This is a genomic window from Desulfuromonas sp. DDH964 (assembly GCF_001611275.1).
GTDB lineage: Bacteria > Desulfobacterota > Desulfuromonadia > Desulfuromonadales > DDH964 > DDH964.
Genome location: NZ_CP015080.1, coordinates 2,336,941 through 2,363,939, shown reverse-complemented (window position 1 = coordinate 2,363,939; position 26,999 = coordinate 2,336,941). Strand labels below are relative to the sequence as shown.

The 26,999-nt window shown below is 62.1% G+C and carries 27 protein-coding genes; 24 read left to right on the top strand and 3 right to left on the bottom strand.

The features are described from left to right. Position 1: 1 nt before the first annotated feature. The 9 genes from DBW_RS10840 to ahcY all read left to right on the top strand — a co-directional run bounded on the left by DBW_RS10840 (position 2) and on the right by ahcY (position 9,347). Positions 2-694, top strand: coding sequence for a PTS sugar transporter subunit IIC (locus tag DBW_RS10840; RefSeq protein WP_066727548.1), 693 nt, complete (start codon positions 2-4; stop codon positions 692-694). An 11-nt stretch (positions 695-705) separates the two neighbouring features. Continuing rightward, positions 706-1,461 (top strand): PTS system mannose/fructose/sorbose family transporter subunit IID, encoded by a 756-nt coding sequence (locus DBW_RS10835; RefSeq protein WP_197463633.1) that lies wholly within the window; start codon positions 706-708, stop codon positions 1,459-1,461. Between the two features lie 15 nt (positions 1,462-1,476). Further along, on the top strand, positions 1,477-1,743 hold the full coding sequence (locus tag DBW_RS10830; protein WP_066727546.1) for an HPr family phosphocarrier protein: 267 nt from the start codon (positions 1,477-1,479) through the stop codon (positions 1,741-1,743). Continuing rightward, positions 1,724-3,508, top strand: a complete 1,785-nt coding sequence (gene ptsP, locus DBW_RS10825; protein ID WP_066727545.1) for a phosphoenolpyruvate--protein phosphotransferase — start codon at positions 1,724-1,726, stop codon at positions 3,506-3,508. The genes DBW_RS10830 and ptsP overlap by 20 nt, the downstream gene beginning before the upstream one ends. Positions 3,509-3,611: 103 nt before the next feature. Next, the gene (gene metK, locus DBW_RS10820; RefSeq protein ID WP_066727544.1) at positions 3,612-4,781 is read left to right on the top strand and encodes a methionine adenosyltransferase; all 1,170 of its coding nucleotides are present in this window, start codon (positions 3,612-3,614) and stop codon (positions 4,779-4,781) included. Positions 4,782-4,868: 87 nt separating this feature from the next. Continuing rightward, the gene (locus DBW_RS10815) at positions 4,869-5,981 is read left to right on the top strand and encodes a TIGR04283 family arsenosugar biosynthesis glycosyltransferase (RefSeq protein ID WP_066727543.1); all 1,113 of its coding nucleotides are present in this window, start codon (positions 4,869-4,871) and stop codon (positions 5,979-5,981) included. Between the two features lie 82 nt (positions 5,982-6,063). Then, a complete protein-coding gene (locus tag DBW_RS10810) occupies positions 6,064-6,792 on the top strand; it encodes a hypothetical protein (RefSeq protein ID WP_082820302.1) in 729 nt (242 codons plus the stop codon). Positions 6,793-6,918: 126 nt separating this feature from the next. Beyond that, positions 6,919-7,848, top strand: a complete 930-nt coding sequence (locus DBW_RS10805; RefSeq protein WP_066727542.1) for an ArsR/SmtB family transcription factor — start codon at positions 6,919-6,921, stop codon at positions 7,846-7,848. Positions 7,849-7,889: 41 nt separating this feature from the next. Then, a complete protein-coding gene (ahcY, locus tag DBW_RS10800; protein WP_197463632.1) occupies positions 7,890-9,347 on the top strand; it encodes an adenosylhomocysteinase in 1,458 nt (485 codons plus the stop codon). A gap of 97 nt (positions 9,348-9,444) precedes the next feature. On the opposite strand, the gene DBW_RS10795 is transcribed toward ahcY, so the two are convergent. From DBW_RS10795 to lptF, 3 genes are all read right to left on the bottom strand, one after another. Beyond that, on the bottom strand, positions 9,445-10,296 hold the full coding sequence (locus tag DBW_RS10795) for an IPT/TIG domain-containing protein (protein WP_066727541.1): 852 nt from the start codon (positions 10,294-10,296) through the stop codon (positions 9,445-9,447). Positions 10,297-10,544: 248 nt separating this feature from the next. Continuing rightward, a complete protein-coding gene (gene lptG / locus DBW_RS10790; RefSeq protein ID WP_066727540.1) occupies positions 10,545-11,627 on the bottom strand; it encodes an LPS export ABC transporter permease LptG in 1,083 nt (360 codons plus the stop codon). Continuing rightward, the gene (lptF, locus tag DBW_RS10785) at positions 11,624-12,811 is read right to left on the bottom strand and encodes an LPS export ABC transporter permease LptF (protein ID WP_066727539.1); all 1,188 of its coding nucleotides are present in this window, start codon (positions 12,809-12,811) and stop codon (positions 11,624-11,626) included. The genes lptG and lptF overlap by 4 nt, the downstream gene beginning before the upstream one ends. A gap of 206 nt (positions 12,812-13,017) precedes the next feature. On the opposite strand from lptF, the gene rpsB reads away from it, so the two are divergent. From rpsB to ilvC, 15 genes are all read left to right on the top strand, one after another. After that, positions 13,018-13,812, top strand: a complete 795-nt coding sequence (gene rpsB / locus DBW_RS10780) for a 30S ribosomal protein S2 (protein WP_066727538.1) — start codon at positions 13,018-13,020, stop codon at positions 13,810-13,812. A gap of 142 nt (positions 13,813-13,954) precedes the next feature. Further along, entirely contained in the window at positions 13,955-14,866 is a 912-nt protein-coding gene (tsf, locus tag DBW_RS10775; protein WP_335339834.1) for a translation elongation factor Ts, read from the top strand. A 15-nt stretch (positions 14,867-14,881) separates the two neighbouring features. Then, positions 14,882-15,607 carry a UMP kinase gene (pyrH, locus tag DBW_RS10770; protein ID WP_066727536.1) on the top strand — a complete coding sequence of 242 codons (726 nt, stop codon included), beginning with the start codon at positions 14,882-14,884 and terminating at the stop codon, positions 15,605-15,607. A 2-nt stretch (positions 15,608-15,609) separates the two neighbouring features. Beyond that, positions 15,610-16,167, top strand: coding sequence for a ribosome recycling factor (gene frr, locus DBW_RS10765; RefSeq protein ID WP_066727535.1), 558 nt, complete (start codon positions 15,610-15,612; stop codon positions 16,165-16,167). A gap of 36 nt (positions 16,168-16,203) precedes the next feature. Further along, complete coding sequence (locus tag DBW_RS10760; RefSeq protein WP_066727534.1) at positions 16,204-16,368, top strand: 4Fe-4S binding protein; 165 nt, start codon at positions 16,204-16,206, stop codon at positions 16,366-16,368. Between the two features lie 123 nt (positions 16,369-16,491). Then, complete coding sequence (locus DBW_RS10755; protein WP_066727533.1) at positions 16,492-17,238, top strand: isoprenyl transferase; 747 nt, start codon at positions 16,492-16,494, stop codon at positions 17,236-17,238. Next, positions 17,213-18,034, top strand: coding sequence for a phosphatidate cytidylyltransferase (locus DBW_RS10750; RefSeq protein WP_335339878.1), 822 nt, complete (start codon positions 17,213-17,215; stop codon positions 18,032-18,034). The genes DBW_RS10755 and DBW_RS10750 overlap by 26 nt, the downstream gene beginning before the upstream one ends. A 2-nt stretch (positions 18,035-18,036) precedes the next feature. Beyond that, positions 18,037-19,209, top strand: coding sequence for a 1-deoxy-D-xylulose-5-phosphate reductoisomerase (locus tag DBW_RS10745; protein WP_066727531.1), 1,173 nt, complete (start codon positions 18,037-18,039; stop codon positions 19,207-19,209). 12 nt (positions 19,210-19,221) lie between these two features. Further along, positions 19,222-20,553, top strand: coding sequence for an RIP metalloprotease RseP (gene rseP, locus DBW_RS10740; RefSeq protein ID WP_066727530.1), 1,332 nt, complete (start codon positions 19,222-19,224; stop codon positions 20,551-20,553). Further along, positions 20,553-21,269: a tRNA (adenosine(37)-N6)-threonylcarbamoyltransferase complex dimerization subunit type 1 TsaB gene (gene tsaB, locus DBW_RS10735; protein ID WP_066727529.1), complete on the top strand. Its 717-nt coding sequence runs from the start codon at positions 20,553-20,555 to the stop codon at positions 21,267-21,269. Before rseP ends, tsaB begins: the two co-directional genes overlap by 1 nt. A gap of 73 nt (positions 21,270-21,342) precedes the next feature. Next, positions 21,343-21,564, top strand: coding sequence for a YdcH family protein (locus tag DBW_RS10730; protein ID WP_066727528.1), 222 nt, complete (start codon positions 21,343-21,345; stop codon positions 21,562-21,564). Between the two features lie 166 nt (positions 21,565-21,730). After that, complete coding sequence (ilvD, locus tag DBW_RS10725; protein ID WP_066727527.1) at positions 21,731-23,395, top strand: dihydroxy-acid dehydratase; 1,665 nt, start codon at positions 21,731-21,733, stop codon at positions 23,393-23,395. Between the two features lie 94 nt (positions 23,396-23,489). Then, positions 23,490-25,187 (top strand): biosynthetic-type acetolactate synthase large subunit, encoded by a 1,698-nt coding sequence (gene ilvB, locus DBW_RS10720; RefSeq protein WP_066727526.1) that lies wholly within the window; start codon positions 23,490-23,492, stop codon positions 25,185-25,187. Between the two features lie 101 nt (positions 25,188-25,288). Further along, positions 25,289-25,786 (top strand): acetolactate synthase small subunit, encoded by a 498-nt coding sequence (gene ilvN / locus DBW_RS10715; RefSeq protein WP_066727525.1) that lies wholly within the window; start codon positions 25,289-25,291, stop codon positions 25,784-25,786. 137 nt (positions 25,787-25,923) lie between these two features. Next, entirely contained in the window at positions 25,924-26,934 is a 1,011-nt protein-coding gene (gene ilvC / locus DBW_RS10710) for a ketol-acid reductoisomerase (RefSeq protein WP_066727524.1), read from the top strand. Positions 26,935-26,999 lie beyond the last annotated feature (65 nt).

Below are 26,999 nucleotides of genomic sequence, written 5' to 3'. Positions count from 1 at the left end.
CATGCCGATAAGTGATCTCTTCTGGGTCACCCTGCTGGCGGTGGCCGCTGGTCTCGACCGCACCGCGGCGATGCAGGTAATGCTGGCCCGACCGATTGTGGCGGCGCCTTTGGCTGGCCTGATTCTTGGCGCCCCCCAGAGCGGACTGCTGGTGGGCTCGGTGGTTGAATTGCTCTGGCTCGGCCGGCTGCCGGTCGGAGCGGCAATTCCCCCGGATGACACCCAGGTCGCGATTGGCGGGACCACCCTCAGTGTCGTCATGGGGCAGGCTCTTGGTCTGCACGGTCCAGGGTTTGTTCTGCTCTGCGTGCTGGTTGCCCTGCCGATCGGAAAGATCGGTCAGGTTTCCGATCGCCTGGTGCGACACTGGAATGATCGCCTGGTACCGGCGGCCGAAACGGCCCTGGCCGCCGGGCGGCTGGGGCGGATCGAGACCCTGCACCTGCAGGGGCTCGGTCATTTTGCCCTGGCTTCCCTGACCACCTTCGGCGCGATTGTGGGGGGTGGTTCCCTGGCGCTGCTGCTGCTGGCGCCGGTTTTTGCGCCCTGGTTTTCCGTCGCCGCGATCCCCTTGCAGCTCGCATTACCGCTGGTCGGGGTCGCCGTGCTGCTGGGAACCGTCAACGTCAATCGCTCCTGGACCCTGTTCGGAGCTGCTTTCGGCAGTTCCCTGCTGGTGCTCTGGCTGGTTTAGGGGGGCGTATGGTGAATCGGGAACTTCCCGGCGCAGTCCTTGTGGCAGTGATGCTGCGTTCCTTTCTGCTGCAGGCGAGCTGGAATTTTGAACGGATGCAGAACCTGGGGGTCATCTTTACCCTGGCACCGGCCCTGCGCCTTCTTTTCCGGGGGGAAGCTTTGGTGCAGGCCTACCAGCGGCACCTGGTCTACTTCAACACCCATCCCTATTTCGCCGGGCCGGTCTTCGGTGCCACCCTGGCCCTGGAGGAAGATGCTGGCCGCGGCGGTGCCGCTTCCCCCGGGGTTGCCGAGTTCAAGGGGATGATCATGGCTCCCTACGCCGCCATCGGGGACGCGCTCTTCTGGGGGGGGCTGCGACCACTGGCTGCCGGTGTCGCCCTCTTTATCGCGGTCAAGGGGTCGCTGTGGGCGCCCCTGGTTTTTCTGATCCTTTTCAACCTTCCCCACCTTGGATTGCGGTGTCTGGGGCTGGTTCAGGGGTATCGGCTCGGGATGGGGCTGGTCGCGTTCATCCAGCGCTTTCAACTCCCCGATCTGGCCGTGCGCTGCAAAGAGGCGACCGTTGTGCTGCTCGGGGTGCTGAGCGGATTTCTGGTCTATTCCGCCTGCCATCGCCAGGAGGTTTCCGAACTTTGGGGCTTCTTCCTGCTTGCTCCGGTCTATCTGCTCACGGTTCTGGCCCGTCGGGGCTGGTCGGCCCTGTTGCTGGTTATTCTGGTTACCGCCCTGGTACTTGCCCTGGCGGCTATGGCTGTCTCCTGATAAAGGACCTGAAGAATGCAAAAAGCTGACTTTACCATCGTCAACCGTCTCGGTCTGCATGCCCGGGCTGCTGCGCAGCTTGTCCAGACCGCCAACCGCTTCCGCAGTGAGATTACCGTCGCCAAGGATGACGAGGAGGTCAACGGCAAAAGCATCATGGGAATTCTGATGCTCGCCGCGCCCAAGGGTTCCCAGATTACGGTAACGACCAATGGCGAGGATGAGCAATTGGCCATGGAGGCCGTCGGCCAGCTGATCACGGATGGATTCGGTGAAGACTGAGATATCGAGCGATACCTTCCTCGTCGGCATCGGGTCGTCGCCGGGGATTGCCATCGGCGAAGCCTACCTGGTCAACCGGGCACGGATGGCAACCATTGACCGCCAGATAACGCCGGCGGAAGTCGACGGGGAGGTTGCTGCCTTTCGCGCCGCCCTCGACCTCTCCAAGCAACAGCTTCGGGATGTGCGCGACGGGGTCGACGATGCCCAGCTCTCAGAACATCTCTACATCATCGATACCCATCTGCTGATCCTGGAAGACCAGATGCTGGTCGAAAAGACCATCCGCACCATCCGGGAAGAACTGGTCAATGCCGAAGGGGCGCTCAAAGCGACCCTCGACCGGGTGCGGGCGGTCTTCGACAAGATTGAGGATGAATACCTGCGCGAGCGGCGCTCCGATATCGATTCCATCGGGGATCGGTTGCTGCGCAACCTGAAAGGGGTAGGGCAGCAGTCGCTGCGGGATATCGATCGCAAGGTCATTATCGTCGCCCACGACCTCTCTCCCGCCGACACCATGCAGATGGACCGCAGCAAGATCAACGGCTTTGTCACCGATGTCGGCGGCCGGACCTCCCATACGGCGATTTTGGGGCGTTCCCTTGGGATTCCGGCGGTTGTCGGCCTGGAATCGGTGACCTCCCTGATCCCGCCGGGGACCCCGCTGATCGTCGACGGCAGCGCCGGCACCGTCATTCTCAACCCGTCCCCGGAAACCTTTCGCGAATATCTGCAGAAAAAACAGGCTTATGAATACCAGGAGCAGCAGCTCCTCTCCTTTTGCGAACTGCCCGCGGCGACCCGTGACGGCGAGCGGGTGGCGCTGCGCTGCAACATCGAGACTGCAGCCGAGATTGCCGGGGCCCTCAACCTCGGCGCCGAAGGGGTCGGCCTGTTTCGTACCGAATACCTCTTCATGAACCGTCCGCTTCCCCCCGACGAGGAGGAACAGGTCCAGGTCTACCGCGAACTGGCCGAACGGATGGCGCCGCATCCGGTCACCATCCGCACCCTCGATGTCGGCGGCGACAAGTTCGTGCCGGATATCAACCTCAGCGACGAGAGCAATCCTGCGCTCGGCCTGCGGGCCGTTCGTTTCTCCCTCAAGGAGCGCCGCCTGTTCCATATTCAGCTGCGGGCGATTCTGCGTGCCGGCGTCCATGGCAACCTGCGGGTGATGTTCCCGATGATTTCCGGGGTCGCCGAAATCCGTCACTGCAAGGAATGCCTCGCCGAGGCCCGTGACGAGCTGCTCGCCGCAGGCATTCCGGTAGCGGACAACCTGCCGGTGGGGGTGATGATCGAAACCCCGGCCGCCGCGATCATCGCTCCCCTGCTCGCGGCCGAGGTTGACTTCTTCTCCGTCGGCACCAACGACCTGATCCAGTACTGTCTCGCTGTCGACCGCAGCAACGAGCATGTCGCCTATCTCTACGAGCCGCTCCATCCGGCGGTACTGCGAGCCCTGCAGATGACCTGCCAGGCTGGCCGGGACGCCGGAATCGAGGTCGGCATGTGTGGCGAAATGGCGGGTGAGCCCCGCTACAGCCTGATCCTGCTCGGCCTCGGTTTCCGTGAATTGTCGATGAACGCCACCGGCATTCCACGGGTCAAGCAGATCCTCCGGGAAATCCGCCGTGAAGACGGGGTCCGGCTCCTCGACGACCTGCTGCAGCTCGCCACGGGGGTGGAGGTAGCCGCCACCCTTGAGAATTACATGGACCGGAATTTCCCTGCGATATTCGGCAATCCGGAGATTTGAAAAACTTCCCGACCCAACCCGGGCTCTTGACAGACCCTTCCGCTCTAACCTAAGATGCAAAACCTTGCCATCTGAAACCGGCACAAAGGAGGACATCCCGCCCATGGCCATGACAGACTTTCTCTTTACTTCCGAATCGGTGACCGAAGGGCATCCGGACAAGGTCGCCGACCAGATATCCGACAGCATCCTCGACGCCATCCTCGCCCAGGATCCGAAGTCCCGGGTCGCCTGCGAAACCCTGGTGACGACCGGCATGGCGATGATTGCCGGCGAGATCACCACCAGTGCTTACGTCGATATGCCGGTGATCGTTCGCGAGACGATTCGCGACATCGGTTACGATGACTCATCGATGGGCTTCGACTGGGAGACCTGTGCCGTCCTGACCTCCATCGACCGGCAGTCTCCCGACATCTCGCAGGGGGTCACCGAGGGGGAGGGGCTCTTTACCGAGCAGGGGGCCGGCGACCAGGGGCTGATGTTCGGTTACGCCTGCAACGAAACCCCCGAACTGATGCCGATGCCGATCACCTTTGCCCACAAGCTGACCAAGCGGCTCAGCGAGGTACGCAAGAGCGGTCTGCTCAATTTCCTGCGTCCCGACGGCAAGTCCCAGGTTTCGATTCAGTACATCAACGACAAGCCGATTCGCGTCGACGCCGTGGTCGTCTCCTCCCAGCACAGCCCGGAGGTGACCTACGAGAACCTCAAGGAAGGGATCATCGAGGAGGTCGTGCGCAAGGTTATTCCGGCCGATCTGCTGGACGAGCGGACCAAGTACTTTATCAATCCGACCGGCCGCTTCGTCGTCGGTGGACCGATGGGGGACTGCGGCCTGACCGGCCGCAAGATCATCGTCGATACCTACGGCGGCCAGGGCTCCCACGGTGGCGGTGCCTTTTCCGGCAAGGACCCCTCCAAGGTCGATCGCAGCGCCTCCTACATGGCGCGTTATGTCGCCAAGAATATCGTCGCGGCCGGGCTGGCCGATAAATGCGAGGTTCAGGTCGCCTACGCCATCGGTGTAGCCCAGCCGGTGTCGGTGATGATCAACACCTTCGGGACCGGCAAGATTCCCTCCAACGATATTGCCCGGATTGCCCAGGAGGAATTTGACATGCGGCCGCGGGCGATCATCGAGACCCTCGATCTGCTTCGTCCGATCTACCGGAAGACCGCAGCCTACGGGCACTTCGGTCGTGAGCTCCCCGAATTCACCTGGGAACGTACCGACCGGGTCGAGTCGTTGCGCAAGCGGGCCGGGATCTGAAACCGGTCGCGAGCGAGTTACTCCAGGCGGGCCGGCAGCGGCCCGCCTTTTTTATCTGACCGGCTGCCGCAGCGAGGAGGCTCCGCAGTGGTTCAAGGTGATCTGGCGCCGCAACTATCCATTATCGTCCCGCTGCTGAACGAGGAGGAAACCCTGCCAGGTTTGCTCGCCAACCTCGGGGGGCAGTACGGGGTACGTATCGAGCTGATCCTTTGCGACGGCGGATCGACCGACGGCACCCTCGAACTCTGCCGCCAGGCCACCACCGCGCCCAACGTAAATGCGCGCCTGGTTCTTTCCCCCGCCGGGCGCGGCAAGCAAATGAATGCCGCGGCCCGGGTGGCCACAGCAGCAACCCTCCTCTTTTTGCATGCCGATTCCCGTTTTCCTTCTCCGCTCGCCCTCAGCGATGCCCTTGCCGCCTATCGAAGGGCCCGATTTGCCTCCGGACCCGGGCCCCTCGCCGGCCATTTCCGCCTTTGCTTCAGCGGCCCCGGCGCCGATACCGCCCCCTACTATTTTTACTCCTGCAAGGCGCAAAGCGGGCGCCCCGGAACCATTCACGGAGACCAGGGGTTTTTGATCGGACGTAAGGCCTTTTGCGAAATGGGTGGTTTTCTCGAATCCCTGCCGTTTCTGGAAGACCATCGCTTTGCCGAGCGGGTCTTGGCGACCGGTGACTGGCTGCTGCTGCCGGCAGAAATTCTTACCTCGACCCGCCGTTTTCACCGGGAGGGTCTGTTGCAGCGCCAGGTTCTCAATGCGTTGGTCATGAATTTTGCCGCCATCGGCTGGGAGCTTTTTTTTGCCGAGGTTCCCGGACTCTATCGGCAACAGGACACGACGGCGAAATTGCAGTTGCTCCCCTTTCTCAATCGCATCCGCGAACTGCTGGCAACCCTGCCGGTGGCGGAGCGGCGCCGGCTGTGGCGGCGGACCGGTGGCTACGTACGCAGCCAGGGCTGGCAGCTGGGACTTGCCCTCGATTGTCGCGCAAATCGCCGGGCCGGCCATGCCCCCGGAGCCGGCCCGACCCCCTGGTTACAATGGTTCGACCGCTGGTTTGAGCAGATAACCGATCACCCGCCGGGGCGGGCCCTGACGACAGTGCTGGTCTTTTGCTGGTTCCATCTGACCCGGTTCCGACTCGCCCGTCGGCAAGCCCGGGAGGGCGCAACGGTCGGGGATCGGGCGCTGTGAATTCGCTGGCGCACGTCGGGCTGGTCCTGTTGTTGATCGCGCCGGCGGTGATAGAATAAAATCTCAGCAAAAGGAGATTCCGATGAAATCGTTTCGTTTCGTGATGTCGCTGACCATTTTGACCTTCCTGCTTGCATCCTGCGCTTCCTACCAGAGCCAGGAGCTCCCCTTCCGCCCGCCGGCCGCCTACCCCGGAATGCAGGTTGTCGCCGGCGCCCAGGTCGCCGCCGAGGGGTATGCCGACAAATCGAAGGCCCGGGAAGCCTTCGGGTTCGATATCCGCGAGGCCGGACTGTTGCCGGTCCAGGTCGTCATCGACAATATTGGTTCGACTACTCTGGAAGTGGTGCCGGCCCAGACCTTCCTGATCGACGCCGTCGGCAACTACTGGAACCTGCTCGATCGCCGAACCGCCTACGAGCGGGTGGAGAAGAGTTCCGAGTACGCCAGGATTGCCAAGGGGTCGGGGCGGAGCGCAGTACTGGGTGCCGCCGGTGGTGCCGTCATCGGCGCCGCTATCGGTATTCTCACTGGCGAAAGCGTCGGCGAAGCGCTCGGTAAGGGGGCGGCGGTGGGCGCTGCCGGCGGAGCCCTGCTTGGTGGCGTCGACAGCGGGACCTCCGGGGAGGAAGAACGGCAGATCTCCCGGGACCTGGCCAACAAGTCCCTTGAAAATCGCAGCATAAGGCCGGGAGTTCTGGGGCGCGGGTTTCTCTTTTTCCCGGGGGAGGCGCCCTCTGCCAGCCAGCTTCGGCTGCAGCTGAAAGACCCGGAGTCAGGGACGCTGTTCAACACGACCCTGGCTCTTTAGGGGTGGCACGCATATCCGCTGGCGAGGAGTTGGGTCCTTCGGGATCCAGCTCCTTTTTCTTGACCTTTGGGGCGGAGCGATGATATATCAAGAAAACCTGATTTAACAACAACAGGCCACATTGATATGTCGCTGCTCGAAGTTCTCAAGGCCCTCGGTGATGGCACCCGGTTACGGCTGGTCGCGGTTTTGGCCCAGGCCGAACTCACCGTCCAGGAGTTGACGGATATCCTCGGGATGGGGCAATCCCGGATTTCACGGCACCTGAAAATACTTGCCGATGCCGGGCTACTCGCCGTTCAGCGGCAGGGAACCTGGCGTTATTACCGCAGCCTGGTCGATCAGGAGCCGCTGCGCTCCTGGTGGGCCGTCCTTGCTCCCGGTCTGGCCGGGGATGACTTCCGCCGCGACCTGGTGCGGCTGGAGATGATTCTGCAGCGCCGGCGCCAGGCGAGCGTCACCTTTTTCGATCGTCATGCCCGGCACTGGGAGGGGCTGGCCAAGCGCTTTCTGCCCCTCGAAAACTGGCGCCCCCTGGTTCTGGCCAGTCTCCCGCCAGCGGGTGTCATTCTTGATCTCGGGGTCGGTACCGGTGCCCTGCTGCCGGCCCTCTGCGACAAGGCGCGCCAGGTTGTCGGTATCGACCAGTCGCCGGCGATGCTCGCCGAAGCCCGGCAGCGGGTCGCCGGCGCGGGGTTGACGGAACGGGTCGACCTTCGCCTCGGCGAAATGACCCATCTTCCCCTTGCCGATGGGAGTGTCGATGGCGTGCTGTTGCACCTGGCACTCCATCATGCCGATCGTCCCCGGGCCATTATCGGCGAACTGCTGCGGGTGCTGCAGCCCGGCGGCCGACTTGTCATCCTCGACCTTTTGCGCCACGAGCAGGAGTGGGCGCGGGAAGAGCTCGGTGATCTCTGGCTTGGTTTTGTTCGCGAGGATATCACCGGCTGGCTGCAGGATGGCGGTTTTGTCATGGAGTCCTACCGTGAACTCTCCGGAGAGCCCGGGCCGTTCACGGCTTTTCTGCTTTGCGCTCGAAAAGCAGTAAATTGAAACCTGCCGGCTTGGCCGGCCCGCAACGAAAAGAGGTTAGCATGTCACAGCAGAAAATGAATAATCCGGTTCTGGCCCGGGGCGACTTCAAGGTCAAGGACCTGGCCCTCGCCAGCTGGGGGCGCAAGGAGATTGAACTGGCTGAAGTTGAAATGCCCGGCCTGATGGCGCTGCGGGAAGAATTCGGCGCGGCGCGTCCCCTTGCCGGCGCCCGTATTACCGGTTCGCTGCATATGACCATCCAGACCGCGGTCCTGATCGAAACCCTGGTCGCTCTTGGCGCCAAGGTCCGCTGGGCTTCCTGTAACATCTTCTCGACCCAGGACCAGGCGGCGGCGGCGATCGCCGCCGCCGGCATCCCGGTCTTCGCCTGGAAGGGGGAGAGCCTCAGCGAGTACTGGTGGTGCACCGAGCAGGCCCTCTCCTGGCCCGATGGCCAGCTGCCGAACATGATTCTCGACGATGGCGGCGATGCCACCATGATGGTCCTGCATGGGGCCGACTGGCAGCGCTCCGGAGTTCCGGCGGTCGGGGCGGACGCCCCGGAGGACTGGCGCGAACTGGTGCGCTGCCTGGAAGCGTCGATTGCCGCCGGCAAGAACGACTGGAGTGCGATCTGTGCCTCGATCAAGGGGGTTACCGAAGAGACCACCACCGGTGTCCATCGCCTCTATCAGCTGCAGAAAGAAGGGAAGCTCCCCTTCCCGGCGATGAACGTCAATGATTCGGTCACCAAGAGCAAGTTCGACAACGTCTATGGCTGCCGCCACAGCCTGATCGACGGGATCATGCGCGCTACCGATGTCATGCTCGCCGGCAAGGTTGCCGTGGTCTGCGGTTACGGGGATGTTGGCAAGGGGTGCTGTCAGTCGTTGCGTGGGCAGGGTGCCCGGGTCATCGTCACCGAGATTGACCCGATCTGCGCCCTGCAGGCGCTGATGGAGGGATACGAGGTGAAGACGCTGGAGGATGTGGTGGCCAGCGCCGATATCTTCGTTACCGCCACCGGCAACTTCAACATCATCACCCCGGAGCATATGGCGCGGATGAAACACAACGCCATTGTCGGCAATATCGGTCACTTCGACAACGAGATCGATATGGCCGGGCTGGCCAAGGTGCCGGGGATTCGCAAGATCAACATCAAAAACCCGCAGGAACACGGCAACCAGGTCGACCAGTGGCTCTTTGCCGACGGCCACGGGGTCATCGTTCTCGCCGAAGGCCGCCTGCTCAACCTTGGCTGTGCTACCGGCCATCCTTCTTTCGTCATGTCCAACAGTTTCAGCAACCAGGTGATCGCCCAGATCGAGCTGTTCGCCAACACCGGCCTTTATGGCAACCAGGTCTATGTCCTGCCGAAACTCCTCGATGAGAAGGTGGCCCGCCTGCATCTTGAAAAGCTCGGGGCCAGGATGACGACCCTGACCCCGGCCCAGGCCGAATACCTCGGTGTTTCTGCCACCGGCCCCTTCAAGCCGGACCATTATCGGTACTGAGCCGGTTTGGCAGCATGCAACAAAACGAAAAAAGCCCCGCAACTGCGGGGCTTTTTTCGTTCGAGGCGCCGCCGGGTGCTGCTGCTCGACGCGTTATCTAAGGGGCCTGGATGGTTACCGCGGCACTCTCCCGGCCGCCGGGGTTGATCACCTTCAGAGTGATCGGTTTCGGTTGGCTGCTGTAGGGACGGCGGTGGTAGACGATGGTCCGACAGTCGCCGAGACTGGCACTTTCCCGGCCGGGCGGCTGCCGGTCAACGAGGGGAATGCGCTTGCCGTCGACGAGTAGCTGGGAGGAGGCGAGGAAGTTCTTCCCCTCGATGATCAGTGCATAGGTAGTGACATCGTCGGCGCCGATCCGGGTAGAAAAGATTACCGGGGTGCCGTTGACCAGCAGGCCACGGGGGAGGGAGCGGCTGCCGGCAGGGTTGGCGACCTGCACCTGGTGGGTTCCGGGGGCGAGGGGGGGGAGGGTCAGGGTAATGCGGTCACTGGAAATTTTCTCGACACCAATCGTCACGCCATCAATCAGCAAGCTGCTGCCCGATTGGAAGCCCTGCCCCTCGACGGTCAGTTGCGCTGGCGGGTCGGTATCGCAGACGTCCACCTCCACCGGCTGCAACGAGCTGATCCGCGGTTCGGATTCGGTCACCCGGAAGAGCAGGGGGCTTGCCGAAACCCGGCCTTGCTCGGCCAGGCGCAACAGGTATTGGCCGGGGGGGAGCTCCGGCAGGGAAAAGGTCAGGCGCCGGTCCGAAACGGCCTGGGGCGTGATCCTGATCTCGCCAAGAAGGACTTCGATCTCATTGGAAAAGGGGCCGCCGGTGACGGTGATTTCGTCCCCGGGGGCGGCGCTGTCCGGGCTCATCGAGGTAATCTGCACCGTCGCCAGGGCCGGCAGTGACGTAGAGAGGAGGAATCCCAGCAGGAAGAGGAAATATTTGCGCATGCTACTTCTCCTTGACAGTCGTAGCTTTAATCTCAGGTGGGTCGAATTCCCCGAAGCTTGCTTCGATGAAAGCGATCAATCTAAACTTTTGATACCCCGTAGCTTGCTGCGGGGAGATTCATTGAACTACCCCGCAGCAAGCTACGGGGTATCAACAGCCTACACCCTTAGTAAAAATCGCGCAGCAAGCTGCGGGGAATTGAACCCAACTTTTGATTAAACCACAGGCCGCTGTGGAGACAAGGGGATCAGTCGCGGGCGGAGAGGAGGAGCCAGACGCCAATCAGAACGAAGAGGAGATTGGGCGCCCAGGCTGCGACCAGGGGGGGAACCACGGCCGAGTAGCCAAAGGCGAGAAGGGTCGCCTGGACCAGGTAGAAGACGACTCCGACGGCAATACTGAGCGCTACCCCCATCGCCAGGTTGGCATTGCGCCCTTTCTGCAGCGCAAAGGGGATGCCGAGAAAGGCCATGATCAGGCTGGTGAAGGGGGTGGCCAGGCGGGCCATCATGTCAACCCGGTAGCGGGTCGCCGAAAAATTCTCGGATTCGAGCCGCTCGACCATCTGGTGCAGTTCCCGGTAGGAGAGGTCGTCATTGCGGAATTCGGGCGTTGCGAAGTCCTTCGGTGTCTTGGCCAGCGGCAAGACCTCTTCTTTCGCGCGCACCAGGGTCATCGACTCGCTTCCGTCGGCGGCAAAGGTGCGGGTGGTCAGGTTCTGGAACAGCCAGTGGCCATCCTGGTATACGGCACGGTCGGCGTCGATGCGGGCGAGAAGCCGGAAATCACGGTCGATACGGAAGAGGGAGATGCCGTAGAGAAGTTTTTCGGCGGGGAGGACGAGGCGGACATTGATCAGCTGGTCCCCTTCACGGAACCAGACCCGGTCCCGGCGCAGCAGCTGGCTCGGTTCCCCCTTGATGATGGTGCGGTTGATGAAGTTGACCTTTCTGGCCGTGTAGGGGACCACATATTCGTTGGCGGCCAGGGTGGCGACGGTGGCGAGCAGGGCCACGCCCAGGAGCGGCATGCTGATACGCCAGAGGCTGATGCCGCCCGCCCGCATCGCCGTCAGCTCATTGCTGCGGGAGAGCCCGCCAAGGGTCATGAAAACCCCGAAGAGAATGGCCATCGGCGTCACCTGGGTGAGGATCTGCGGGAGCTTGCCGAAAAAATAGACAAGATATGCGGTGGCTGTCGCCTGGCGGGCGATGAAGCTGTCGACGTTTTCGACAAAGTCGACCAGCAGGTAGATGCCGGCAAAGGCGACCAGAGAGAGGAGGAAGACCCGGGAAAAGGCCTGCAGCAGGTAACGGGTAATCAGGGTCATGCCAGCCCCCGGCGGCGCAACAGCCGGCGTGCCACACGCCAGCGGTCCCTGATCCAGTCGGCCAGGGGGAGGCGTCTCTCGCTGGCGGTGATCCGCAACAGGTAGATGCTGGCGGCGAAGAAGAGGACGCTGGGGCTCCACATGGTGAGGATTACCGGGAAGTTCTTCTCTTCGACCAGGGTCTGGGCGAGGGAAAGGAACATGTAGTAGAGGAGGAAGACGATCAGCGCCAGGGCGAACCCGCTGCTGCGACCGCTGCGGTTGGACTGCACCCCGAGGGGAACCCCGATCAGGGCAAAGAGGAGCGGTGCCAGGGGGAGGATCAGGCGGCGCTGGAGTTCGATGCTGAATCCTGCCCGGTCGGCGGCGTCAGGTGCCGTGCGCAGGCTGGTTATCAGCTCGCCGAGGGCGTATTCGGAAGGCTTGCGGTAGCGGTTCTCCTTGCTGGGGGTTTGCTGGCCGAGGTTGAGGTTGATGTCATAGTTTGCGAAGCTGACCAGCTGGTAGGTTTCGGCCGATTTCTGCTCGGGTTTGCGATGAATGGTGCCGTCGTTCAGGCGCAGGGTGACAGCCATCTGGCTCGAATCGGGGATGATCCGTCCCGAGCGGGCGAGGATCACGGCCGGAGCGCTGCCGGAGCGTTCATCGGCGATCAGGATCCCCTGCATGGTTCCGCTCTGCTCATCGACGCCATTGGCATAGATGGCGAGCCCGTTGAAATCAGTGTTGAAGGTCCGGGGTTGCAGCTTGATGCTGGCCTGGTTGAGGGCGATTTCAAAGACCTGGCTGCGAAAGAGCTGCTTGCAGGCCGGGGCGATCACCAGGGTGGCGAGGGCGGTCAGCGTTGATGCGGCGAGGGCGCAGAAGAGAACCGGTCGCAGCAGGCGGTAGAGGCTGACGCCGGTCGACTTGAAGGCCGTGATCTCATTGTCGGTCGAGAGCCTGGTGAAGCCGAGAAGGACGCCGAGGAGGAAGCCGAGCGGGATGGTGATCACCAGAAAGGTTGGCATCAGGTAAGCAAAAAGGGTGGTGATCTGGCCGAGGGGAACGCCCTGGTTGATGACCAGCTCCGCCAGCTTGAGGAGCCGCCCGAGGATCAGCACGAAGGTGAAGACCAGCAGTCCGAGCAGGGCGGGGATGGTGACCTCGCGTGCAATATAGCGATGGATTCGATGGGCTGACATAGGCGGACATCCTAGTATAGAAGGGCGTCCTTGTAAACTGGAATCCCCCTATTTTTCCCTTGCCTTGCCAGGGGGGTGCATGGTATAGACACACGTTATTCAAATCGCACGCTTCGGTGGCTCTCCGCGCGGTGCCCGGACTGATGACGGGTTGCGGAACCAGAGCCGGGGCGGAGGAAATCAACCGCTAAAGGAGAAGGTAAAAGATGTCCCAGATCACCATGAAGCAACTGCTCGAAGCCGGGGTCCATTTCGGACACCAGACCAAACGTTGGAACCCCAAGATGAAACCTTATATCTTCGGGGCCCGTAACGGTATCTACATCATTGACCTGCAGAAGACCGTGCGCTATTTCAAGACCGCCTACAACTTCGTCAAGGAGACGGTCGAAGGCGGCGACAAAATTCTTTTCGTCGGCACCAAGAAGCAGGCGCAGGATTCGATCGCCGAGGAGGCAGTTCGCGCCGGCCAGTATTTTGTCAACAACCGCTGGCTTGGCGGGATGCTCACCAACTTCAGCACCATCAAGGGGAGCATCGACCGGCTGAAGAAGATTGAAACCATGTCCCAGGACGGGACCTATCAGTTGATCACCAAAAAGGAGGCTTTGCAGCTCGATCGGGAGAAGGAAAAGCTCGAGCGAAGCCTTGGCGGCATCAAGGGGATGACCAAGATGCCTGGTGCGATCTTTGTCATTGATCCCAAGAAAGAGGGGATCGCCGTCAAGGAAGCCCGCAAACTCGGTGTTCCCGTGGTTGCCGTGGTTGACACCAACTGTGATCCTGACGAAATCGATTACCTGATTCCCGGCAATGACGACGCCATTCGCGCCATCCGCCTCTTTGCCGCGCGGATTGCCGACGCCTGCATCGAGGGCGCCCAGGCCCGTGAAGCTGGTCTGCGCAGCGACGCCGAAGGTGGCGAGACGGCCGCTGAAGTTGCCGTCGAGGCTGCTCAGCCTGAAGTTGTTGCCGCAGCGGGTCCGGCCGCAGAGGCCTGATTCCCAACTGCTGTGAAACGCCCCGAGGGCGGCCGGCACCTGTCCGGCCGCCTTTTTGCCGACAATAGCCGTTCGCGGCCGGTTGACAGATCCGGGCCGGCGGATGGCCTTAACCAATAGAAGATTTTCAGAGGAGGAAAGCGTGGCTAACATTACTGCATCAATGGTCTCTGAACTGCGCGGGAAGACTGGCGCCGGCATGATGGATTGCAAGAAAGCCCTTGCCGAGGCGGATGGAAATATTGAGGAAGCGGTCGATATCCTGCGCAAGAAGGGGCTCTCCGCCGCCGCCAAGAAGTCCGGCCGCGTTGCCGCCGAGGGGATGATCGCCTGTGCCGGTGAGGGGAACCGGGGCGTCGTTGTCGAGGTCAACTCGGAAACCGACTTTGTCGCCAAGAATGAAGCCTTCCAGAGCTTTGTCGCCGGCATTGCCGCGGCGGTCCTCGAACACGCTCCCGCCGATGTCGAAGCCCTCAAGGCGCTGACCTTTCCCGGTGGCAGCCGCACCGTTGGCGAGGAACTGACCCACCAGATTGCCACCATCGGCGAGAATATGAATATCCGCCGCTTCGCCCGCTTTGAGGCGCAGGGGGTCATTGCTTCCTATGTTCACGGTGCCGGCAAGATCGGTGTGCTGGTCGAGCTCGGCACGAGCCGCGGTGACGATGAGCGCGTCGCCGGCCTGGCGCGGCAGGTGGCGATGCATGTTGCCGCTGCCAGCCCCCAGTTCCTGCGGCGCGACGAGGTCCCGGCCGAGGTGATCGAGCGGGAAAAGGAAATCATGCGGGCCAAGGCTCTTGAGAGCGGCAAGCCGGCCAACATCGTCGAGAAGATCATCGAAGGGCAGATCAACAAGTTCTTCGGCGAAGTCTGCCTGCTGGAGCAGGCCTTCGTCATCGATCCCGATCAGAAGGTCGGCAAGGTCGTCGAGGCCCTCGGCAAGACGATCGGTGCCCCGCTGACTCTTGATCGTTTCGTCCGCTTCCAGCTCGGCGAAGGGCTGGAGAAGAAAGAGGACGATTTCGCTGCGGAAGTAGCCTCCCTGTCCAAATAAACCTTTGGAGTTGCCATGGCAGGCGAAGAACCGATCTACCGCCGCATTCTGCTTAAACTGAGCGGCGAGGCGCTGGCCGGCACCCAGGGCTACGGGATTGACCCCGAGGTCATCGGTGCCATTGCAGCAGAGATTCGTGACGTGATCGCCCTTGGCGTCCAGGTTGCCCTGGTCATCGGTGGCGGCAATATCTTCCGTGGCGTTGCCGCCGCTTCCCGGGGGATGGACCGGGCCAGCGCCGATTACATGGGGATGCTGGCGACGGTGATGAACAGCCTGGCGATGCAGGATGCCCTGGAGAAGGTCGGGGTCGTCACCCGGGTCCAGTCGGCCATCGAAATGCAGGAGGTCGCCGAACCGTATATCCGGCGCCGCGCGGTGCGACACCTCGAGAAGGGGCGGGTCGTCATCTTTGGCGCCGGGACCGGGAACCCGTACTTCACCACCGATACCGCCGCCAGCCTGCGGGCCATGGAGATCAATGCCGAAGTGATCCTCAAGGCGACCAAGGTCGACGGGGTCTACAGCGCCGACCCGGCCAAGGACAAGAACGCGGTCAAGTTCCCGACCCTTACCTACCTCGACGTTCTGAAGATGAATCTTCAGGTGATGGATGCCACGGCAACGTCGCTTTGCATGGATAATAACCTTCCCATCGTGGTTTTCGATCTGACCCGGCGCGGCAACATCCAGAAGGTTGTGCTCGGCGAGGGGATCGGGACCATCGTGAAAGGAGACTGACCATGTACCAGGATCTCATCGGCAAGGCTCGAGTCGGCATGGAGAAAGCGATCGAGGCACTGAAAAAAGAGTTCACCCGGGTCCGTACCGGGCGGGCGTCGGTTTCGCTGCTGGACGATATCCGCATCGATTACTACGGCACCCCGACTCCCCTCAATCAGGTCGCAACCCTGGTCGTCCCCGAACCGCGCCTGATTACCATCCAGCCCTGGGAAAAGAAGCTGATCCCCGATATTGAAAAGGCGATTCTCAAGTCTGATCTTGGGCTGAATCCCGCTTCCGACGGGGTTCTGGTGCGCATTGCCATTCCGGCCCTGACGGAAGAGCGGCGCAAGGAAATGGTCAAGCAGATCAAGCGCATGGGGGAAGAGGCGAAGATCGCCATCCGCAATGTCCGCCGCGATGGCAACGAAGGGCTGAAAAAACTGGAAAAGGAAAAGGAAATCTCCGAGGATGAGCTCAAGCGCGGCGAGAAGGAGATTCAGGATTTGACCGACCAGTTTGTCAAAAAGGCTGACGAGGTGGTGGCGGTCAAGGAAAAAGAAGTGATGGAGATCTGATCTCCACAAACCAAAACCAAAAGGAGGAACTTAGAAATGGCTCTTAAAATCACCGAAGACTGCATTGCCTGTGGAACCTGCGTTGATACTTGCCCCCTGGGCGCCATCGTCGAGGCCGGCGACAAATTCGCCATCAACGACGACTGCACCGAGTGCCGTGCCTGCGAAGACAGCTGCCCGGTAAACGCCATCGTCGACTGAACCGAGCCGGGGCGCCGCTTGCGGCGCCCCTTTTTTGCCCCAAATCCTCGCTCGCGGCGCTTGCCTGAAGGTGCGTTTCATGCTACCTATAAAGGCCTGAATTTCCAGCTGCGAGAGCCTCCCATGCCTGCTCCCCGACATATCGCGATCATCATGGACGGCAACGGCCGCTGGGCCGAAAACCGTCGGCTGCCCCGTATTGTCGGCCATCAGCGTGGGGTCGAGGTGGTGCAGAAGATCGTCACCGATTGCCGCGAATCGGGGATTCCTTTCCTCACCCTCTATGCCTTCAGCTCGGAAAACTGGGGACGCCCCGCCGCTGAAGTCAACGCCCTGATGGGGCTGCTCGGGCGCTACCTGCAGAGCGAACTCGATTCCCTGCTCAAGCAGGGGATCCAACTCCGCGTCATCGGCGAAATCAATCGGCTCCCCGCTGAAATCCGGCAGATTCTCGAGTCGACCATCGAGAGTACCGCGTCGAACCGGGAGATGGTCCTGACCCTGGCGCTCTCCTATGGCAGCCGCAACGAGATTCTGCGGGCGATGCAGGCGGTGGCCCGCGATGTTGCCGCCGGCCGTCTCGACCCGGCCCGGATCGACGAGGAAGAGTTCGCCGGCCGCCTCGACACGGCAGGTCTCCCCGATCCGGACCTGCTGATCCGGACCAGCGGTGAGCACCGCATCAGCAATTTTCTCCTCTGGCAACTGGCCTATACCGAGCTCTATTTCAGCGAGGCCCTCTGGCCCGATTTTTCCCCCGTTGAACTGCACAAGGCGATCGATGAATTCAGCCGGCGCCAGCGGCGCTTCGGTCTGACGGGCGCCCAATTGGCCCGGGACCGGGATTCGTCCTCGGAGGATTGTTATTAGACAGCGAATTCTGACCGGCCTGATTCTCCTGCCGTTACTGGTGCTGTTCGTCTATTTCGCCGGACCGGCCTGGTTTGCCGCCCTGGTCACGGTGGTCGCCATCCCGGCCTTGCACGAACTCTTCAGTATGAGCCTGCCGGCCGACCGGGTTCTTGAAAAGCGCATCGCTGTCGTTGCGGGTGCGCTCCTGGTTCCCCTGGTCAGCCTTGCCCCCTCGCCCTGGGGCCTCGGTGGCATTGCCCTCGCTTTTATTTTCATCGCCATCCTTTTTCTGTTGCGCTTTCGGGATCTCGCCTCGGTCATCACCCAGATCAACCTGATTCTGCTCGGTTTCATTTACGTGCCACTGCTGCTCGCCCATCTGGCGATGCTGCGGGGGCTCCCCGACGGCCGGGGCTGGGTTTTTCTCGTCATGCTGGTGGTGATGGCGGGCGATTCCGCTGCCTACTTCAGCGGTATCAACTTCGGTCGCCATAAACTCTACCCCGCCATCAGCCCGAAGAAGAGTATCGAGGGCGCTATCGGCGGACTGCTTGGCAGCCTGGCTGGCGCCTTTCTGGCCAAACTCTGGTTTCTGCCGATGCTGACCGGGATCGATACGCTGTTTCTCGGCCTGGTCCTTGGCAGTGTCGGTCAACTGGGTGATCTCTTTGAGTCGATGCTGAAGCGCAGTTTCGGCGTCAAGGATTCGGGGACCCTGATTCCCGGCCACGGTGGCATTCTCGACCGCCTGGACAGCCTTCTTTTCGTCTTTCCTCTCGCCTACTATTACGCCCTGCTACGGTTCGGTGCCTGACCATGCCGCCTGCCGATCACAAATGTCTCGCCATCCTCGGGGCCACCGGTTCTATCGGCGTCAGCACCCTCGACATCGTGGCCGCCCATCCCGATCGCTTTTCCGTGGGTGCCCTCAGCGGCGGGCAGAACATCGAGCGCCTCGCCGACCAGGTCCGCCGCTTCCGGCCGGCCCTGGTCGGGGTATTGAGCGAAGACCATCGCTCCCAATTGCAACAGCTGCTCGGGCCCTCCCCGGTCGAAATCGTCAGCGGCATTGAAGGGCTGATCGCCTGCGCCACCTTCGCGGGGGTCGACATGGTCGTTTCGGCCATCGTCGGGGCTGCCGGGCTGGTGCCAACCATGGCGGCAATCGAGGCGGGCAAGGGGATCGCCCTTGCCAACAAGGAGACCCTGGTAACAGCCGGCCCGCTGGTGATGGCCGCGGTAGCGCGCAAAGGGGTGAAGCTGTTCCCGGTCGACAGTGAACATTCCGCCATTTTCCAGTCCCTTGAGGGGCATCGCCATGCCGATGTCAGGCGCCTGATCCTCACCGCCTCCGGCGGTCCGTTCCGGACCCGCAGCCTGGCGGAACTCTCCGGCGTAACTCCGGCCGATGCCCTTGCCCACCCCAACTGGCAGATGGGACGCAAGATCAGCATCGATTCGGCGACGATGATGAACAAGGGGCTGGAGGTGATCGAGGCCCGCTGGCTCTTCGACCTCCCCGGAGAGCGGATCGCGGTGCACATCCACCCGCAGAGCATCGTCCATTCCATGGTCGAATATCGGGACGGGTCGGTTATCGCCCAGCTCGGGATACCCGACATGAAAACGCCGATTGCCTACGCCCTCTCTTACCCCGACCGGCTGCCCCTTGATCTGCCGCCCCTCGACCTCTGCGCCTTGCAGAGTCTCACCTTTGATGCGCCGGAACAGGGACGTTTTCCCTGCCTGGAACTTGCCTACGCCGCCCTCGCCGCCGGGGGGAGCGCCCCGGCGGTTCTCAATGCCGCCAACGAAATTGCCGTCGAAGCCTTCCTCGGCGGCCAGATCGGTTTTCTCGATATCCCGGCGCTGATCCAGCAGGTTCTGGACCGGCATCCGGTTTCTCCCCTGCACCATATCGATGACGTCCTCCACGCTGACCGCTGGGCTCGCGAAGAAGCCCGCCGGCAGATGGCCGTCCTACTCTGACCGGGAGGTCCAATGATCACCATTCTGGCCGGGATTATCATGCTCGGCATCCTGGTTTTCGTCCATGAACTCGGACATTTCTGCGTCGCCAAGTGGGCCGGCGTCAAGGTTCTCAAGTTTTCCCTCGGATTCGGTCCCAGGCTGGTCTCCCGGACCTGGGGCGAAACCGAGTACATGATCTGCGCCGTTCCGCTTGGCGGATACGTCCAGATGCTGGGCGAAGGAGGGGGGGAGAACGGTGAAGATGCCGAACTGACCGCCGCCGAGAAGGAACGTTCCTTTGCCGACAAGTCGGTATCGCGGCGTAGCGCCATTGTCGCCGCCGGTCCCTTGATGAACCTGATCTTCCCCTTCCTGATCATGCCAGTTGCCTACCTGGTCGGGGTGCAGCTGCCGGCCTTCCTCGAAGAGCCGCCCTGCATCGGCTTTGTCGCTGCCGATTCCGACGCCGGTCGCAGCGGGTTCCTGCCGGGGGATTGCATCGAGCAGATCAACGGCGACCCGGTCTCGACCTGGAATGAGGCCAACCTCTCCCTCCTTGCCCACGCCGGGAGCGTGTTGCAGGTGGAGGGGCGCCGTGACGGGCAGCCGCTGAGCCTCATCCTGACGCCGGCCAATGGCGGGCTTGAGGGCCTGCGTTCCCTCGGGCTCTTTCCCCGCCAGGAGGCGGTGGTCGGTGGCCTCGCACCGGGCATGCCGGCCAGCGCCGCCGGTCTCGAGGTCGGCGATCGCATCCTTGCCATCGACGCTACTCCCATCACCTCCTGGTACGACCTCAAACAGGTCATCCAGCAGGGGGAGGGCGCTGCCATGACCTTTCACATCGAGCGCCAGGGCAAGCCCCTTGCGCTCACCCTGACCCCGGTGCGCGAAGACGGCCAGGGTTCGGACTACCTGATAGGGATCGCCCCGGACCAGGCGACGGTCTTCAAGCGCTTCGGCCTGTTGGCGTCGATTCAGGCGGGCGGAAAGCGGTCGATTGAGCTGATCGAGCTGACCCTGGTCTTTATCCAGAAGCTGGTCGCCGGACAGGTCTCGACCAAGAACATCGGTGGTCCCATTACCGTGGTGCAGATCGCCGGACAGGCGGCGCAGACCGATCTCGCCAGCATTCTTTCGGTGCTGGCCTTTTTGAGTATCCAGCTCGGGATTCTCAACCTCTTTCCGATCCCGATTCTCGACGGTGGTCATCTCTTCTTCAATCTCTTCGAGGCGGTGCTGCGGCGCCCCCTGTCGCTGCGCACCCGGGAAATCGCCCAGCAGGTCGGCCTGGCGCTGCTGATCATGCTGATGGTTCTCGCCTTCTACAACGACATCGTGCGGTTGCTCTTCGGTGGTCAGTGATGGACCCACGCCTGCTCCTGATCAACACGGCTACCCCGGCGGGAAGTATCGCGCTCACCGCCGGTGAGCAGGTGCTCGCCGAATTGCTGCTCAACCTTGCCAGCCCCCATTCCGATCGCCTGTTGGCCGGGATTGACCGGCTTCTCGCGGATACCGGTACCAGCCTTTCCCAACTCGACGCGATCGGGGTGGTGCACGGCCCCGGCTCCTTTACCGGGTTGCGGGTCGGAATCGCAACCGCCAAGGGACTCTCGCTGGCCACCGGCAAGCCGCTGGTCGGCATCTCCTCGCTGCAGGCGCTGGCCTGCCAGTTCCCCGCCTCTTCCCTTCCGGTCTGTGTCCTGCTCGATGCCCGAAAAAAGGAAGTCTATGCCGGGCTTTACCGATGGTTTGAGGGTGTTCCGCAGTTGCAGGGGGTAGAGGCGGTGATCGACCCGGAAGGGTTGCTCGACGACCTTGCCGAGACGACCCTCTTTGTCGGCGACGGCGCTCTGGTCTACCGGACCCTTATTGTCCGGCGTCTCGGCACCCGGGCTCACTTTGTCCCCTGGCCGGGGAATCTTCTTCGTGTCAGCTTTGCCGCTCCCCTGGTGCAGCAGGCGCTCGCCGCCGGGGAGGGCTGCTCGGCGGCCGCCCTGAAAGCCCGCTACATCCGTCGCAGCGAAGCGGAAATCATGCATTCCCGGCGGACCGCCGCCGGCGTTCTAGATGGTTGACAAGTTTTTGGCCAATCGCTATTTTAAAAAGGCGTTATTCGCTCCGTGTTAACCCTTGCCCGGGAGGTGCTCGATGGAGGAGAAAGACCAGACTGTGGTTCAGACGCTGTTCGACAGCAATCCTCGCTTTCGTCTGCTCTACGAAGAACACCGCTTGCTGGAAAAGGAATTGAATCAGCTTGAGGATCGGCCCTTTCTGACCCCGGAAGACGAGATAGAAAAGAAAAAAATCCAGAAACTGAAACTTGCCGGCAAGGACGAGATGGAGCGAATTATCGCCGGCCACCGGCACTGACCGCCAGCTTTTGCACGGCAAGGGGTTCCGTGAGCACCGGAACCCCTTGCTGTCTCAGGATGATCCCGCCTTGGGTGGGAAATCGAACGAAGGACCAGTTGCGGACAGGGGTCTGACCGACCCCTGTCCGCTTATTCTCAGCATCCAGACAAGGATTCGCCCTGCCATGAGCAAACGCAGTGACATGATCACCCAGGGTTTCGAACGTACCCCCCATCGCGCCCTGCTGATGGGGACCGGTGTCCCCCGGGAACAGATGGACCGCCCCTTCATCGGGGTTGCCACCTCCTTCACCGATCTCATCCCCGGCCATACCGGGATGCGCGACCTGGAGCGCTTTATCGAAAAGGGCGTACACAGCGGTGGCGGCTATTCCTTCTTTTTCGGGATTCCCGGCGTCTGTGACGGCATCGCCATGGGGCACAAGGGGATGCACTATTCCCTGCCGACCCGGGAGCTGATTGCCGACATGATCGAATCGGTCGCCGAGGCCCATCGCCTCGATGGCCTGGTGCTCCTCACCAACTGTGACAAGATCACCCCGGGGATGTTGATGGCCGCAGCGCGGCTCGACATCCCCTGCATTGTCGTCACCGCCGGACCGATGCTGACCGGCCGCGGCGAGGGGACCCGGCGCTTCTCCTTTGTCAGCGACACCTTCGAGGCGATGGCCCGCTACAAGGCGGGGGTGATCGACGCCAAGGAATTGCAGATGTGCGAGGACCAGGCCTGTCCCACCGCCGGTTCCTGCCAGGGGCTCTTCACCGCCAACACCATGGCGATCCTGACCGAGACCCTCGGCATGAGCCTGCTGCGCTGCGGAACGGCGCTGGCGGTTTCTTCCCTCAAACGGCGCATCGCCTTCGCCTCCGGGGAGCGTATCGTGCAACTGGTGCGCGACCAGATCACGCCGCGCCAGATCATGACCCGGGCCGCCTTTGAAAATGCCATCCGCGTTGACCTCGCCCTCGGTGGCTCGAGCAACACGGTTCTGCATCTCCTCGCCATCGCCCGGGAGGCCGGCGTCGAGCTGCCGCTGGAGACCTTCGACGAGCTCGGGCGCACCACCCCGCAACTGGCGTCGATGAACCCCGGCGGCAAGCATTTCATGGAAGACCTCGACGCCGCCGGCGGCGTCGCCGCGGTCCTCTACCAGCTGCGCGATCGCATCAACGACAACCCGACCCTGACCGGACCGACGGTGCAGGAGATCGTCGCCAGTGTCGAACGGGTCGACGAGGAGGTCGTCCACCCGGTGAGTGATCCGGTGCGCGCCGAGGGCGGGATTGCCGTCCTCAGCGGCAACCTCGCGCCGGACGGGGCGGTCGTCAAACAGTCCGGCGTGTCGGAACAGATGATGCTCTTCGAAGGGAAGGCGGTCTGCTTCGATTCCGAGGAAGGGGCAATGCAGGCGCTGATGAATGGCGTCATCGTCCCTGGTGATATCGTCGTCATCCGCTACGAAGGGCCCAAGGGAGGACCCGGCATGCGCGAGATGCTCGCCCCCACCGCGACCCTGATGGGGCTTGGCCTCGGCGACAGCGTCGCCCTGATCACCGACGGGCGCTTCTCCGGCGGCACCCGCGGGCCCTGCATCGGGCATATTTCGCCGGAAGCGGCGGAAGGAGGTCCCATCGCCCTGGTCGAAAATGGCGATACCATCCTGCTTGATATTCCCAACCGCAAGCTGGAACTCAAGGTCGATGCGGCCGTTCTGGAGGAGCGCCGCAGCCGCTGGAGCCGGCCCGAGCCGAAAATCAGTGGCGGCTGGCTCGCCCGTTATGCGGCCGTCGTCACTTCGGCCAATACCGGGGCGGTGACCAAGGCATGAATGACAATTTTGAATTTTGAATTATAAATTGTGAATTTAATTCAAAATTCGAAGTTCAAAATTTAACATTGCTTTTAAAAATGGGGAGGTTTCGGTGAAGAAAACCGGATCGCAGATTCTGCTCGAAAGCCTGGTGCTGGAAGGGGTTGATACCGTTTTCGGCTATCCCGGGGGGACTGTCATCAATATTTACAACGACTTGATGGATTATCCGATCAAGCACATCCTCAACCGCCATGAGCAGGGGGCGGTGCATGCCGCCGACGGCTATGCCCGGGCCACCGGCAAGGTCGGTGTCGCCATTGCAACCAGCGGTCCCGGCGCCACCAACACCATCACCGGCATCGCCACGGCCTACATGGATTCGATTCCGCTGGTCGTCATCACCGGCCAGGTGCCGACGGCGCTGATCGGGAACGACGCTTTTCAGGAGGCCGACATTATCGGCATCACCCGCCCGATCACCAAGCACAACTACCTGGTCAAGGATGTCAAGGACCTGGCGCGGATCATCAAGCAGGCCTTCTACATCGCCCGCACCGGCCGCCCCGGGCCGGTGGTGATCGACCTGCCCAAGGATGTGCAAATGGCCTCGACCAAATTCGAATATCCCGAGACGGTCGAGATTCGCGGCTACAAGCCGACCTACAGCGGCAACCCGCGCCAGATCGAGAAGGCGGTGAAGATGATCCTGGCGGCGAAAAAGCCGGTCATCTATGTCGGCGGCGGGGTGACGCTGTCGGACGCCAGCAACGAACTGCTCGGTTTTGCCGAAACCATCCAGGCCCCGGTGACCACCACCCTGATGGCGATGGCTTCCTTCCCCCGCAACAACCCGCTGAGTCTTGGCATGCTTGGCATGCACGGCACCTATTATGCCAACATGGCGATCACCCATTCCGACCTGCTGATTGCTGTCGGTGCCCGTTTCGATGACCGGGTGACCGGGAAGATCGCGACCTTCGCCCCCCACGCCAAGATCATCCATATCGATATCGACCCGACCTCGATCAAGAAGAATGTTCGCGTCGATCTGCCGATCGTCGGCGACCTCAAGGATGTCCTGCAGAAAATGGTGGCCGACCTGGGCGGGCATGCTGACAAGGTGAAAGAACTGGTCGCGACCCTCGCGCCCTGGCGCCAGGAGATCGACGGCTGGAAGGCCAAGCATCCGATGGCCTACCAGGCCTCCGACAAGATCATCAAGCCCCAGTACGTCATCGAAAAGCTGCGCGAACTCTCGAACGACGATGCCATCGTCACCACGGAAGTCGGTCAGCACCAGATGTGGACCGCCCAGTTCTTCGAGTTCCGTCAGCCCCGGACCTTCCTCACCTCCGGCGGGCTCGGCACCATGGGCTACGGACTGCCAGCGGCTCTCGGGGCCCAGGCCGCCTTCCCCGAGCGCCAGGTGATCGATATCTCCGGCGACGGCTCGTTCCAGATGAATTCCCAGGAACTGGCGACCCTGGTACAGTACCGCTTGCCGGTGAAAATCGTCATCCTCAACAACAATTTTCTCGGCATGGTCCGCCAGTGGCAGCAGCTCTTTTTCGATCGCCGCTACAGCCAGACCTGCATGGAACTCCCCATCGATTTTGTCAAACTGGCCGAAGCCTATGGCGCCACTGGCCTGCGGGCGACCAGCCCCGACGAGGTCGAGGAGGTGATCAAGCAGGCGTTCGCGACCCCCGGTCCGGTGATCATGGAGTTCAAGGTGGCCCGGGAAGAGAACGTGCTGCCGATGGTTCCGGCCGGCGCCGGACTCAACGAAATGGTGCTGGCGTCTTAAGGGCCAAGGACCAGGACCCATAGGACCACTGGGACTTATGGCGCTTCATCGGTCCTATTCACATCGATCGACTGCAATGCAACTCTAAGGAGACTCTTCCGATGAAACATACAATTTCGGTGCTGGTGGAGAATGAGTTCGGCGTCCTGACCCGGGTGGCCGGGCTCTTTTCGGGGCGCGGTTTCAATATCGAGAGCCTGTCGGTGGCCCCGACCCTCGATCCCTCGATCTCACGGATGACCATTCTGACCCGGGGCGACGACCAGATTCTCGAACAGATCACCAAGCAGCTCAACAAGCTGATCGATACCATCAAGGTGATCGATTTTACCGGCCAGGACTTTATCGAGCGGGAGATGGCGCTGATCAAGGTCACCGCCGAAGAGGAGACCCGGGCGGAGGTCCTGCGCATTGTCGATATCTTCCGCGCCAAGGTGGTCGATGTCACGCCCCGCTCCTATACGGTGGAGATCACCGGTGCGCCGGCCAAGATCGATGCCATCGTCGAACTGCTGCGGCCGCTGGGGATCAAGGAACTGGTCCGCTCCGGGCCGGTGGTGCTCGGACGCGGCAGCAAGGGGTGGAAGGGGGCCGAGTAGGGGGCCGGCCGGCCGCCGCTCGCTGATGTCGCTCCCTTTACGGTCCAGGTTAAAAGGGTTTGGCACCGGAGTGCCGTTCATGTTATAAGGATTGGCTCAATAGCGACTATGTTCCGTAACGAGGAGGAAACCAGACTATGAAGGTTTATTACGACAAGGATACCGACCTCTCCCTGATCCGCGGGATGAAGGTTGCCATCATCGGCTACGGTTCCCAGGGGCATGCCCACTCCAACAACCTCAAGGATTCCGGGGTTGATGTCACCGTGGCCCTGCGTGAGGGCTCGGCCTCGGCGAAGAAGGCCCAGAATTCCGGCCTCACCGTCAAGCCCGTCCCGGCCGCCGTGGCGGCGGCCGACCTGGTGATGATCCTCACCCCCGACGAATTCCAGTCCCAGCTTTACAAAGCGGAAATCGAGCCGAACCTCAAGCAGGGGGCGACCCTCGCTTTTGCCCACGGTTTCGCAATCCATTACAACCAGGTCGTCCCCCGTGCCGACCTCGATGTCATCATGATTGCCCCCAAGGCCCCGGGGCACACCGTGCGCAGCGAGTTCACCCGCGGCGGTGGCATTCCCGACCTGATCGCCGTCTTCCAGGACGCTTCCGGCAAGGCGAAGAATGTGGCGCTCTCCTACGCCAGTGCCATCGGTGGTGGTCGTACCGGCATCATCGAGACCAGCTTCAAGGATGAAACCGAAACCGACCTCTTCGGGGAGCAGGCGGTCCTCTGCGGCGGCGCCGTGGAACTGGTCAAGGCCGGGTTCGAAACCCTGGTCGAGGCCGGCTATGCGCCGGAGATGGCCTACTTCGAGTGCCTCCATGAGCTCAAGCTGATCGTCGATTTGATGTACGAAGGCGGCATCGCCAACATGAACTACTCGATCTCCAACAATGCCGAATACGGCGAGTACGTGACCGGCCCCCGCGTCATCAACGAAGAAAGCCGCAAGGCGATGCGCGAGTGCCTGAAAAACATCCAGACCGGTGACTACGCCAAGCGCTTCATCCTCGAGGGACAGACCAACTACCCGGAGATGACCGCCCGCCGTCGCCTCAACGCCGCGCACCCCATCGAGCAGGTCGGCGAGCGGCTGCGCAGCATGATGCCCTGGATCCAGAAGATCGTCGACAAGAGTAAAAACTGATCATGAGCGGGGGGCCGGGGAGTCGATGGACTTCCCGGCCCCCCGCTCGTATTGCAGAAGGGACG

Bases quoted from the DNA above. Each gene is read 5' to 3' on its own strand.
- DBW_RS10840 (WP_066727548.1), top strand. From the start codon at position 2: ATGCCGATAAGTGATCTCTTCTGGGTCACCCTGCTGGCGGTGGCCGCT.
- DBW_RS10830 (WP_066727546.1), top strand. From the start codon at position 1,477: ATGCAAAAAGCTGACTTTACCATCGTCAACCGTCTCGGTCTGCATGCC.
- ptsP (WP_066727545.1), top strand. From the start codon at position 1,724: ATGGATTCGGTGAAGACTGAGATATCGAGCGATACCTTCCTCGTCGGC.
- metK (WP_066727544.1), top strand. From the start codon at position 3,612: ATGGCCATGACAGACTTTCTCTTTACTTCCGAATCGGTGACCGAAGGG.
- DBW_RS10810 (WP_082820302.1), top strand. From the start codon at position 6,064: ATGAAATCGTTTCGTTTCGTGATGTCGCTGACCATTTTGACCTTCCTG.
- DBW_RS10805 (WP_066727542.1), top strand. From the start codon at position 6,919: ATGTCGCTGCTCGAAGTTCTCAAGGCCCTCGGTGATGGCACCCGGTTA.
- ahcY (WP_197463632.1), top strand. From the start codon at position 7,890: ATGTCACAGCAGAAAATGAATAATCCGGTTCTGGCCCGGGGCGACTTC.
- DBW_RS10795 (WP_066727541.1), bottom strand. From the start codon at position 10,296: ATGCGCAAATATTTCCTCTTCCTGCTGGGATTCCTCCTCTCTACGTCA.
- lptG (WP_066727540.1), bottom strand. From the start codon at position 11,627: ATGACCCTGATTACCCGTTACCTGCTGCAGGCCTTTTCCCGGGTCTTC.
- lptF (WP_066727539.1), bottom strand. From the start codon at position 12,811: ATGTCAGCCCATCGAATCCATCGCTATATTGCACGCGAGGTCACCATC.
- rpsB (WP_066727538.1), top strand. From the start codon at position 13,018: ATGTCCCAGATCACCATGAAGCAACTGCTCGAAGCCGGGGTCCATTTC.
- pyrH (WP_066727536.1), top strand. From the start codon at position 14,882: ATGGCAGGCGAAGAACCGATCTACCGCCGCATTCTGCTTAAACTGAGC.
- frr (WP_066727535.1), top strand. From the start codon at position 15,610: ATGTACCAGGATCTCATCGGCAAGGCTCGAGTCGGCATGGAGAAAGCG.
- DBW_RS10760 (WP_066727534.1), top strand. From the start codon at position 16,204: ATGGCTCTTAAAATCACCGAAGACTGCATTGCCTGTGGAACCTGCGTT.
- DBW_RS10755 (WP_066727533.1), top strand. From the start codon at position 16,492: ATGCCTGCTCCCCGACATATCGCGATCATCATGGACGGCAACGGCCGC.
- DBW_RS10745 (WP_066727531.1), top strand. From the start codon at position 18,037: ATGCCGCCTGCCGATCACAAATGTCTCGCCATCCTCGGGGCCACCGGT.
- rseP (WP_066727530.1), top strand. From the start codon at position 19,222: ATGATCACCATTCTGGCCGGGATTATCATGCTCGGCATCCTGGTTTTC.
- tsaB (WP_066727529.1), top strand. From the start codon at position 20,553: ATGGACCCACGCCTGCTCCTGATCAACACGGCTACCCCGGCGGGAAGT.
- DBW_RS10730 (WP_066727528.1), top strand. From the start codon at position 21,343: ATGGAGGAGAAAGACCAGACTGTGGTTCAGACGCTGTTCGACAGCAAT.
- ilvD (WP_066727527.1), top strand. From the start codon at position 21,731: ATGAGCAAACGCAGTGACATGATCACCCAGGGTTTCGAACGTACCCCC.
- ilvN (WP_066727525.1), top strand. From the start codon at position 25,289: ATGAAACATACAATTTCGGTGCTGGTGGAGAATGAGTTCGGCGTCCTG.
- ilvC (WP_066727524.1), top strand. From the start codon at position 25,924: ATGAAGGTTTATTACGACAAGGATACCGACCTCTCCCTGATCCGCGGG.